At 65.4% G+C, this 11,118-nt stretch carries 7 protein-coding genes; 2 read left to right on the top strand and 5 right to left on the bottom strand.

The window, feature by feature from the left end:
• Positions 1-2,541 (bottom strand): DUF6923 family protein (locus VN047_RS13860; protein ID WP_325543629.1); only part of this gene is annotated, 2,541 nt, incomplete at its 3' end.
• A 128-nt stretch (positions 2,542-2,669) separates the two neighbouring features.
• Between VN047_RS13860 and VN047_RS13855 the strand changes: the two genes are divergently transcribed.
• Positions 2,670-2,948, top strand: coding sequence for a hypothetical protein (locus VN047_RS13855; protein ID WP_325543627.1), 279 nt, complete (start codon positions 2,670-2,672; stop codon positions 2,946-2,948).
• A 386-nt stretch (positions 2,949-3,334) separates the two neighbouring features.
• On the opposite strand, the gene VN047_RS13850 is transcribed toward VN047_RS13855, so the two are convergent.
• Complete coding sequence (locus VN047_RS13850) at positions 3,335-4,342, bottom strand: helix-turn-helix domain-containing protein (protein WP_325543625.1); 1,008 nt, start codon at positions 4,340-4,342, stop codon at positions 3,335-3,337.
• A 473-nt stretch (positions 4,343-4,815) separates the two neighbouring features.
• Between VN047_RS13850 and VN047_RS13845 the strand changes: the two genes are divergently transcribed.
• The gene (locus tag VN047_RS13845; protein ID WP_325543624.1) at positions 4,816-6,201 is read left to right on the top strand and encodes an MFS transporter; all 1,386 of its coding nucleotides are present in this window, start codon (positions 4,816-4,818) and stop codon (positions 6,199-6,201) included.
• Between the two features lie 9 nt (positions 6,202-6,210).
• Here VN047_RS13845 and VN047_RS13840 read toward each other — a convergent pair whose 3' ends face one another.
• The 3 genes from VN047_RS13840 to pepN are packed head-to-tail and all read right to left on the bottom strand — an operon-like array spanning position 6,211 to position 11,028.
• The gene (locus VN047_RS13840; RefSeq protein ID WP_325543622.1) at positions 6,211-7,050 is read right to left on the bottom strand and encodes a MaoC/PaaZ C-terminal domain-containing protein; all 840 of its coding nucleotides are present in this window, start codon (positions 7,048-7,050) and stop codon (positions 6,211-6,213) included.
• 1 nt (position 7,051) lies between these two features.
• Positions 7,052-8,452: an amidase gene (locus VN047_RS13835; RefSeq protein ID WP_325543620.1), complete on the bottom strand. Its 1,401-nt coding sequence runs from the start codon at positions 8,450-8,452 to the stop codon at positions 7,052-7,054.
• Complete coding sequence (pepN, locus tag VN047_RS13830; protein ID WP_325543618.1) at positions 8,449-11,028, bottom strand: aminopeptidase N; 2,580 nt, start codon at positions 11,026-11,028, stop codon at positions 8,449-8,451. Before pepN ends, VN047_RS13835 begins: the two co-directional genes overlap by 4 nt.
• Positions 11,029-11,118 lie beyond the last annotated feature (90 nt).

The raw sequence follows: 11,118 nt of genomic DNA, 5'->3' as shown, positions 1-11,118 counted from the left end.
GTAGGTGCCGACCGCAGTACCCGCGGGCAAGGTGCAGATGAGCGGGTCCGCCGCATTGCAGGTGAAGGCGCCTGCGCTGGTCACCGCGCCGAAGTCGAGGCCGGCGCCGGCCGTGTCGGTGAGCGTGAAAACGCCCGTGGTCGCGGAATTTGCGACCGTGGCGGTCAGGGTATAGGTCAGCGTGTCGCCTTCCTTCACCGTCGCCGCGGGAGCCGAGACGCTCTTGAAATAGGTGACGACCGGATCCTCGACGCTCGTCTCGGTACCGCAACCCGTGGTGCAGGTCGGTTGGTCAGGACCCGATCCGACGACGGCGTTGCTGACCGATCCGCTCGCCCGGTCGTTCACCGTCGCGGTATAGCTCACCGCATAGGTACCGGGGCCCGTGCCCGCCGGCAGGGTGAAGCGCACCACCGGCGCGCCCGAGGCGTCGACCGTATAGAGGCCCGCGCTGGTGACCGCGGTGAAGTCGATGCCCGTGCCGAGCGTGTCGGTGAGCAGGACGACATCCGAGGTGGTTTTCGAGTTCGCGATCGTGGTGGTCAGCGTGTAGGTGATGACGTCGCCCGCCTTCACCGGCCCCGCGGTGCTCGCGGACTTGGCGAAGACGACCTCGGGCGCGACGAGCGGCGTGTTGGTGCCGCAGACGCCCGCGCAGGCCGGGTTGCCCCCGCCGCCGCCCGTGCCGACGACGGCGTTGGTGACGCTGCCCGTGGCGGTGGCATTGACCGTCGCGGTGTAGGTCAGGCTGTACGTGCCGACCGCGGTGCCAGCCGGCAAGGTGCAGACCAGCGGGCTCGCTCCATTACAGGTGAACGCTCCCGCGCTGGTCACCGCCGTGAAATCGAGGCCCGCACCGAGCGTGTCGGTGAGCGTGACGATGCCGGTGGTCGCAGAATGAAGAACCCGGGCCGTCAGCGTATAGTTTATGACGTCGCCGATCCTCGCATTCGTTGCGTTTGTGCTCTTGCTATAGGTAACGGACGTAGCGATCGGGGTCTGCACGCATTGAGCCGATGGACAGGGCGGCACGGGGCCGCCGGGAGCCCGGGCGATATTCGCGATCCGCGAAAGCCCGGCGGGCAATGGATCGTTCACCGAAGCGACGAGATTGAGTGCAAGGGAGCCCCCGGCCGGGATAGCCAGACCTGTCCAGGTCACATTGCCGCCGCTCGCCACGCCGCCGACGCTGGCGCTGACGAAGCTCGTATTGGGATCGAGCGTATCGATGACACTATAGCCGGTGACAGCAACGCTGCCCGGATTGCTCAGGGTGATCCGGTAGGTCAGCTGCTCGCCGGGCTCGGCGAAATTCGCAATCGAGCCATTCTCGGCAAAAAGCTGTTTGGAGATCGCCACCACCGCATCGACGTCGGTCGCCGTGTTGTTGGCCATGTTGGAGTCGAGCGCCGTGTCGGGCGGCGTGACGGTGGCCACATTGCTGAGGAGCCCCGTCCGGCCTGCCGGTATCTGCAGCGTCGTGGTGAAGGTGACGGTGGCTCCGACCGGAAGGTTCACCGGCCGGTTGACGATGGCTCCGGTCCCGCTCGCCTGCCCGCATGAGCCGCCGCCGGTGGCGCCGCCGCACGTCCAGCTTGCCGAGGTGATCCCGCTGGGCAAAGGATCGCTGACCAGCGCGTCCTGGACGCCGAACGGCCCGTTATTGCGCACGACGATGCTGTAGGTCCGGCTCGCGCCCGGTATATAGAAAGTGGCGTTGTCGGTCTTGGTGATCGAGAGGTCGGCACCGAACTGCAGCGGGGCGTCGAGGCAATGGGCGGCGTCATTATTGGTCGTGGTAGGAGACGCGGAAATCAGCGTCGTGGCACCGGTTTGCGGATTGATCTGATAAAAGCCGCCGTTGTTGTCGATCCCGAAGATGCCGTTAGACGCGCTGACCATGCCGCCGAAGCCATGATTCGACGCGCCCTTCACCTGTACTTGGCCATTAGCAGGGTTGATCGTGTAGAGAGAAGTTCCGTCGTGCCCGTAGAGGAGTCCGTTGTACCAAGCGAGATCCAAAGTGCCGCGGGCCTGCGACATAACTATCGGAGAACTTGCGACCCGCGTCGCAAGATTGATCCTGAAAACCTGGCTGTCGCCATGCTTGAGATAAAAGAAGCCGTCGGCGCCGATTTCGCCCGCGATGGGGGCCCCCGGCGTCGCGTTGATGCTGCCGATGAGATCCCCGAGGACGACGACGCCGCCGCCCGAGCCGATACGCAGGAGCTGGATATTCTGGCCGGCCTGCCGGTTCACCGCATAGATGAAATTGTCCGCCGGATTGTAGGCGATGGCGTTGTAATTACCCGAATAGGCGGCTCCGATGGCCGGGTAAGTAAATGGATTGGTCGCGGTGTTCACACGGAACAGCTGCGTGGGAATATTCTGCCCGAGATAGACCGAGGTACTGCAGTCCGGGAACGGCGTCTGCTGCGCATATGCCGGAACCGAGATCAAGAACGGAAGAAGAAGCCCGCTCGCGAACAGAAAGAATGCGACGAGGCATTTCTTCGCCTCCGCGAGACCTTCCAGGACCATGGACGGGATCGTCCTTGCCTTTGCGCTCTTGCCGCAGGCCATAGCTGTGCTGCTCATTTCCCGCCCCGATGATATGCATTGATGGAATTGGCCGGGTCGTTGCTCCGTCCCGTGGAAGGCCCGGGCGCGTGACCGCCGGACTGGATCGACACCGCGTCGGCACCGCCCTCATCGCCGGTTTGCGCGGGCGAAGGCATCGCCATCATGGCGACTGCGGCAAGCAAAACGCCGGACAGCAGGCGGACGGCGCCGCAAGTCGGGGAGGAGCGATGCAGCTTGTTCCCAAGGAATCCCGCATTGATCTTCGCACCCGTCATTCTCGCCCCTTTTTCAATGCACGCGCATCCGGCAAGGGCCGCGCCCAAATGGGCGGGCCCGATCCACTGGAAATTCTGCTGTTCAGGTGAGTGCCGAGCTCAATTCCCGAGGCACCCGCCCGGGCCGCGCAGAATGGGTATGCCCGTCAGGGTCGGCACCCATGGCGCGCGAGGCTCGGGATGTTCAGCCATCCCGGGCCTCGCATGTTTCGCATCTCGACTGATCACACCGCCCCCTAGTGAATGAAAATCCATCACCGGATTTCAAGCAATAAGGACAATAAATTCTTTAAAATCAAGACGATGATCGGCGTAGCGTCTCCTTTATATCATCCTCTTGTCTCATTTCCGATGCTCCGGACGAAGGCCGGCGGATAGCCGAAGCAATCCCTTGCCCGACCGCGAGCCGAAGCACCGAGAATGAAGACGGCGACTATTCGCCGTCGGGAACTGCTATGCGAATGGCACCAACGCCGTCACCGAGGCGGCAGGCGCAGCCGCGTGGCGTGGAAATGCGCCTGGAGCCCGGGCAGCAGGGCTGGCCCCTTTTCCAGAAGCGAAGCCCGCGCTTCGCTCGGCGTGAGGCCATAGCGCGCACGGAAGGCGCGGAGGAATTGGTTGCCGCTCGAAAAGCCGAGGTTACGCGCGGTTTCGGCAATCGAAGCATGTGATCCGGTCGCGGTGAGCTTGCGAAATGCCATGTCGAGCCGGCGGTCGCGGATCACTTTTGCTACGCCCCCTTCGGCCGCAAAAGCGCGATAGAGGTGGGCACGCGACACCCGGAAGCGCTCGAGAATGAGCTCGACCGACAGGCCGGGCGAACCCAGATGATCGTCGATGAAAGCGACGATCCGGGTCCGCAGCGTCGACGACGACGAGCGAACGGCGGCCGCATCTTCTCCGCGTATGGCGGCGGCAATGAGGACGACAAGGGCTTCCTCCGCCGCAGCGGCCTCGACGCCGGTGAGGCCCGGCGCCATCTCCGCAAGGGTTTCCACATGCGCCGCGATGAGCGGAGTCAGCGACGCCGAACGGCGCAGAACCGTACCGTGCAGACTGGCATGGCCGGTCGCGGCCGCAAGCGCGGCCCGCGGCAACCCGATCGTTCGCCGGCTGCCTGCGCCCACCTCGCTCCGGAGGGCCTTCCCGAGGTCGAGAATGCAGATGTCGCCCTCGACGGCAGAGACATCGCGCCCGTCGAAATCGCCCGTCAGGCGCCCCGACGTGAGAATCTGGATCAGATAGTCGTCGAGACCGCTCTGCACGATCGTCCGGCGATCGCGATGGTAGCGCTGCGCGTTGAACATGATGCTTCCCACCAGCATCGAACCGACCGGCCGGGTGCGGACCGATCCTTCGAGCAGCGGCCCGCCCGCATCGCCGAATGGCACCGTATCGAATATCGGCTTCGTCACCTCGCGCCAGAAGTCGCTGCGCTGATTCGCGTCGACCATCGCCGTCGACACGAAAACCTCTCCCGTCATCACAAACGCCCCTTTGCGATCCAATGGCTGGCCAATGCTGGCGGTCGGCGATGCCCGATGATTGCCGAGGCGCCGGCCCCCACGCCGGTGCCGCCTCACGGCTCACTTAAAAATATACGTCGTATATATCAAGACCGGATTTGCGCATATCATACATATAGTTGGAATAGGGATTTCAGATGATCGTACCTCGACTGTGCCTCCAGCGTGCGCCGAAATGGCGGCGAGCCGGGGCTCGTCCGCCGGGCGGCAAAGCGGCACAACGGCACGATCCATCGCCAACCGTTGAAGTCCCGGCTCGGCGTGCCGAGCTGGCGGAAGGTGGCGCATAGCAAGGCGGCAGCCGCGACGAGAATATCTTTCCTGGCAGCCTGCAAGAGACTAGGTCCGGCCCGCCCTTTGAGAAGCCGCTTGACCGCCGTCACAATATATACATAGTTCACATTCCAGCCCTCGACGCGTCAGGAATCAACATGGATCATCAGCAGGACGCGACCGCGGGCTCCCCCGCACCCTTGCCGAAGCGGCAAATCGCCCTCTTCGCCTTGCCCGCGCTGCCGCACGCCTTCATCGCGCTGCCGCTGTCGATCGTCATCCCGACCTTCTACGCCGCAAACACCGCGGTCACGCTTACCCAGATCGCGCTCGTGACGACGATCAGCCGCTTGGCCGACGCCTTCATCGATCCGGTAATCGGGATATTGTCCGACCGCACGCGGTCGCGCCTCGGAAAACGCAAGCCTTGGCTCATCGCCGCCGCGATCATGTGCGCGCTCTCGGTCTTCTTTCTCTTCCGTCCGCCAGCCGACGCCGACATCGTCTATTTCGGGGTCTGGGCATTCACGCTCTATATCGGCTTTTCCTTTTTCGAGATTCCCCGCAACGCCTGGTCCACCGAGCTCAGTCGCAACTATATGGAGCGATCGCGGATCCAGACCTATGTCGCGATCTGCAATATTTCCGGAAGCCTCGTTTTCTGGATTCTGCCGCTCCTGCTCTTCAGCCTCACGCAGACAACGGCAATCACCGGAACGACGCTGACCGCGATCGGCTGGCTCTACGCCCTGCTGATGCCGGCCGCGGTCCTTCTGGCGGCGTTCCTCGTCCCGAACGGCGATGCGCCGCCCGCTCCTCCGTCGTCGCTCGGCATCTTCGTCAAGGCCGTCGTGCGCAACAGGCCGCTCTGGCTCTACTTCGCGGCTATCGGCTGCTGGGGGCTCGGCCAGGGCATGTATCTGTCGACGATCATGATGGTCATGACCGACTATATGAAGCTTGGCTCGATCTTCCCCTTCCTGATGATCCTCTTCTTCGTCGTGCAGATCGCGGCGATGCCGATCTGGCTCAGGATCATCGAGCGGATCGGCAAGCATCGCGCCTGGGCGCTGGGGATGACCTGCGACGTGCTGACGCGCCCGCTGATCCTGCTGTTCGTCTCGCAGGAGATGGCGATGCTCCCGATGATCCTCATTACCTGCCTCGGCGCCTTCATGAACGCGCCGTCCAATGCGGCCCCGGCGGCGATCCTCGGCGACGTCGTCGACTATGACATCCTCAAGACCGGGATCAACAAGGCCGGCAAATTCTTCGCCTTCAACACGCTGATCATGAAGGCGGCGATGGCCGCCGGCGCCGGGATCGCTTTCGCGGTGCTCGGCGCGGCAAATTATCAGGTGGGGGGCGTCAATGACGCCGCCGCCAATATGAGCCTGCTGGTCTGCTATCTGGTGATACCCGCGATCGGCCTGCTCGCGGCCAGCCTGATCATCATGCGCTTCCCGATCACCCGCGCCCGGCAGGAGGTCATCCGCCGGCGGATCGAACGCCGCGCGATCCCGGCCGCGAACGACGCGGCCTGATAGCCCGGCTCAGCCGCGGAGGCTGAGCCGGCCCGCCGCCACGACAGGGCGATCCTCGCCGTCGACGAGCTCGAATGCGATATCCCCTGCCCCGTCCGGATGGCCATGGCGCAGGGTCAGCGGACGGCCGGGAAAGGCCATGCCGACAAAGCGCCCGGCCAGCGAGGCGGCGCGGGCACTGTCGCCGCCGGCGAAACGCCGTACGAGTGCACGGCCCGAAAGCGCCCACAGCGCGGTCCCGTGGACGATGAGATCGGGTAGGCCGACCGCGCGCGCCGCATCGGGTTCGGTATGGATCGGATTCCAGATATCGGCGCATTCGGTATAGATATGCGGCAACCACCGGTCGACCGGGACGATTATCGCTTCGGTCAGGGGCGCGGCGGCGACTGCGGCGCGCACGGGGCCCTCGCCCGCCGCACCGGTGAGCGGCGTTCCGCGATAGATGGCCGACGACAGGGTCCGGATCACCGGCGCATCATCACCGGCATCGATCGTCAGCACCTCGGTCTCGACGAGCGCGCCCGCGCGAATGTTACGCGCCGCGACGATCCTCGGAACGATCCGGTAGCGCCGCCCCGTCCGGAGCGGCCGGAGGAATGTCGAATCCTGCGCCGCATGAACGACGCGCGCCGCCTCCTCGTTCGTGAGGCCGAGCGTGCCGGGCGGTGTCCCGCCGGCGCTCAGCCACTCGAAGGCGGCGCACTGAAAGGGCGATGCGATCTCGCAGCGCAGTCCAGCTTCCGCCGGATCGTCGATGCCGGCCGCGAAAGCGAGCGAGCGGCGGGCGGTCAGATCGACCTCGACCGCATCCAGTTCGCGGCCGACAATGGATATATCGAGCGGCATGTCATTCGTACCCCGGTGGCGGCGTCCAGGGCCATTCGCGCTCGAGCAGCCGGGCCAGGCGAAGAAGAATGTCGTCGCGGTGGCGGCGCGCGGTGATCTGCAAGCCGACCGGCAGCCCGTCCGCGGTGAGGCCCGCCGGGATCGAGATCGACGGATTCCAGCAGATATTGGCCATCGCGCCGAAAGGCTCGGCGCCCCCCTCGCTCGCATCCCTGCCGTCGACAAGGTCGGGAATGCGCCCGTCCGCCGCATAAGGCCTGCAGGCGGTGGCGGGGGTCATAAGGAGATCATGGTCGGCGAAGAAACCCGCGACCTGCTGCTCGAGACGGTGAATCTCGGCCCAGCTTCTCTTGACGTCGATGCTAGCCGCCTCACGCCGCATCAGGTCGACGAAATATTGCACCTGCGGGCTCAGCATATCGAAACCATCGGGCAGGATACCCTGCGCGGTAAAATCAGCCTCGAGATTGACGAGCTGGATCGCGCCGAGATGGCGGTAGACATTGACCGGGCGAAAATCGCTTGCGACCTCGACGAGCTTCGCAGCCGTAATCAGCCGCTCGGCGGCGCGCCGGGCGATGTCGACAACCTCGGGTTCGACGACCGCATAGCCCAGGTCCGCGGACCAGACGGCGCGCAGCCCGGCGACGTCGAGCGTCTCGATGCGGCTTTCATAGGAATAGCCCGGCGCCGGCAGCGACTGGCGGTCGCGATCGTCAGGGCCCGCCGCGACATCGAGATAGCGCGCAGTATCGGCGACCGTCCGCGTCAGCGCCCCGCGCACCGACCAGTTGGCAAAGCCATTTTCCTTCGCGATACGGCCATGGCTCGGCTTGAGGCCGACGAGACCCGTGAAAGCCGCGGGCTCGCGGATCGAGCCGGCGGCGTCGCTGCCGGTCGCCAGCGGGACCATCCCGGCGGCAACGGCGGCCGAAGAGCCGCCGCTGCTGCCTCCCGGCGTCGTATCGGCATTCCAGGGATTGCGGGTCACGCCGAAAAGCTTCGTGTTGGTGGCCGAATCCATGCCGAATTCCGCCGTTGCGGTCTTTCCGATCGGGATCGCCCCCGCGGCGCGAAGCCGCGCGACATGGTGCGAATCCCGGTCGCGCACGGGCGCGTCGCGCAGGAACCAGCTTCCCTGCGTCGTGCGAAAGCCGGCGCAATCCTCCATATCCTTCACGCCGACCGGAACCCCCGCGAGCGGCCCCGGATCTTCGCCCTTCGCGACCCGGGCATCGATTTCGCGAGCAAGCGCGTCGGCGCGCTCGCGATCAAGCGCGACGAAGGCATTGAGCGACGCATCGGTCCGCCCGATCCGCTCGAAGGCTTCGGCCACGACCGCCTCGGCACTGATCGCACCCGCGCGCACGGCCTCGGCGGTTTCCACGACGCTGCGTGTCATTGAAGCGCTCCCTCTACCACTTCGCGCAAGCCCCTGCTGATCCCGGCTGTTCCCGCGACCCGCTCGAGCGCGCTGCGCATCATCTTCTGCCGGGGCTCCTGGTGCCGGCGCCACAGGTTGATCTGCGGCATCACCCATGCCGCTCCCCCGCGCCCGAGCGCGTCCATCGCCAGCAGGGTGTCGGCGAGGAACGCATAGCCCTTGCCGCTGAGGTCGTGAAACGCGACGCGGTTTTGCCGGAACAGCCCGCCATAATAGGCGAGAAGCCGGGCCATATTGTCGGTTTCGAAATCGGGATGGCCGGCGAGGCCGATGATGCGGTCGATCGCGCCAGGCGCCCGCGACAGCGCCTGCACGCCGAACCATTTGTCGATCACCGTCGGCCTGCCCTGCCATCGCTCGTGGAACCAGCCGAGCGCGACATCGCGCTCGGGACAATCGCGATCGACGAGGATCGACAGCGCCGCAAAACTGTCGGTCATCGTTCCGCTCTCGCATACCTGCCTGAGGCACAGCGCATCGATGTCGGGGCGCCCCAGCGCCGAAAGCCATTCGAGGCAGATATTGCGCAATTTGCGGCGCCCGATCGCGACCGGATCGAAGCCTCCCGTCATCTCGTCGCCGAGTTCGGCATAGCGCGCCCAGAGCCGCGCTTCGAGATTGCCGGCGATTTCGCGGCGAAGGCGCTGTCGGGCCATCTGGTGCGCATCGAGCGGGATGACGGCAAGGCCTTCGCTTAGCACCGGTTCGTCGGGCAAGGTCAGCAGTTGCGAGGCGAAGAAGGGGTCGATCTCACGATCGGAAAGGCAGGCCGCGAAAACATGCTCGAGCGTTCCGCCGGGCGGCGAGGCCGCGTCGGCCGCGAGCGCCCGGATGCAGTCCACCCCGAGGCGCTGGACCGCGTCCCAGCGCGCGAAGGGGTCGTCGTCATGCGCGGCGAGATGGCCAAGCGCCGCGGCATCGAGGAACGGTGCGATCGACACGGGGGCCGAGAAGCCCCGCAGCAGGGATGGAACGGGCGGCGCATCGATGTCGTCGAACACGAAGCTTTGTTCGTGATCGCCGAGCTCGAGCAGGATTTCGGCTCCCATGGCGGCGCCATCGGGCCCGACCAGCTTTGCGCGAACCGGGATCAGGAGAGGCGCGCTTTCGCTCGCGCCGCCGGCGGGCATTCGCTGCCGCAAGGTCAGGACATATTGCCGCGCCTCGGGCCTATATTCGCCCTCGGCGCTGACAATGGGACGGCCCGCGCTTTCATACCAGCGGCGGAACGCGCCGAGCTTGCGGCCCGACACCGCTTCGATCGCCGCAAGAAATTCGTCGATCGTGACCGCCTCGCCGTCGTGCCGCTCGAGATAGAGCTGGACCGCGCGGATGAAGCTTTCCTCGCCGACGAGCGCGGCGAGCATCCGGATAAGTTCGGCGCCCTTGTCGTAGATCGTGTTCGAATAGAAATTGTCGATGTCGCTATATTCGGCGAGCTGGACCGGGTGCGAAGCCGCACCGTCGTCTTCGGGAAACTGGTTGCGGCGAAGCGCCTTCACCATCTCGATCCGCCATGCGCCCCGGCCCAGCCGGCTTTCCATGAAGAGCTGGTCGCGGTAGCGGGTCAGCCCTTCCTTCAGCGACAATTGGAACCATTCGCGGCAGGTGACGCGGTTGCCGGTCCAGTTGTGAAACACTTCATGTCCGACGACCCGTTCGATGGTGATGAGCTCGTCGTCGGTCGATATCCGGGGGTCGGCGAGGATGCCCCCGGCGCCGAAGATGTTGAGCCCCTTGTTCTCGGTCGCGCCGGCCCATCCCTCGAGCGCGACGACATTATAGCGCTCGAGATCATATTCGAGGCCGAAAACCTCCTCGTCCCAGCGCAGCGCGCGAGCGAGGGCTGCGAGCGCGAAAGCGCAATCGCCGATCGCCGCCTCGCCGGCGAGCATGGCAAGCTTCACCTTGCGGCCCGACGCAGTGACGAAATCTTCCCCGAGCGTTTCGAAGCGCCCGGCCGCGATCGCGAAAATATAGCTCGGCTTCGGATGGGGATCGTCCCAGAGCGCCCAGTGCTTGCCGCCCGACAATCGTCCGGTCACCAGCAGGTTGCCGTTCGACAGCAGGGTCGGAAACGCCGTTTCGTCCGCGGTGAGCCGGACGCGATAACGCGCGAGCACATCGGGCCTGTCGGCGAAGAAGGTCAGCCGGCGAAAACCTTCCGGCTCGCATTGCGTCGCCAGCTTGCCGTCGAGGAAGAAGAGACCGCTTCCCGACCGGTTCGTCCGGGGACAGACGGCAACCCGGCTTTCGAGGCGGAAGGCGGCGGGAACATTTTCGATGGTGAGCTTCTCGCCGTCGTAGCGATAGCGATCGGGTGCCAGAGGCTTGCCGTCGAGAAGCAGCGTCTCGATCTCGAGCCCCACCCCGTCCAGCACAAGCGGCGTCCCGGTGCCGGTCGCATCGGCGCTGACGATATCGAGCATCGCCTCGACAATGGTGCGGTCCGGATCGAGCGCCACATCGAGGCCGATCGATTCGATCCGGTAAGCGGGCGGCGCATAGTCGGCAAGGCGATGAACCTTCTTCACCGCTGCCCGATCCCCGGCCCTTCGAAAGGCCGACCCCGGCGACCGGTCTCCCGCTGCCTCATTCGCCTACGCTCCCTCTTGCAAATATGA

This window comes from Sphingopyxis sp. (assembly GCF_035565275.1).
Lineage (GTDB): Bacteria > Pseudomonadota > Alphaproteobacteria > Sphingomonadales > Sphingomonadaceae > Sphingopyxis.
This window is presented reverse-complemented; position numbering and strand designations above follow the sequence as displayed.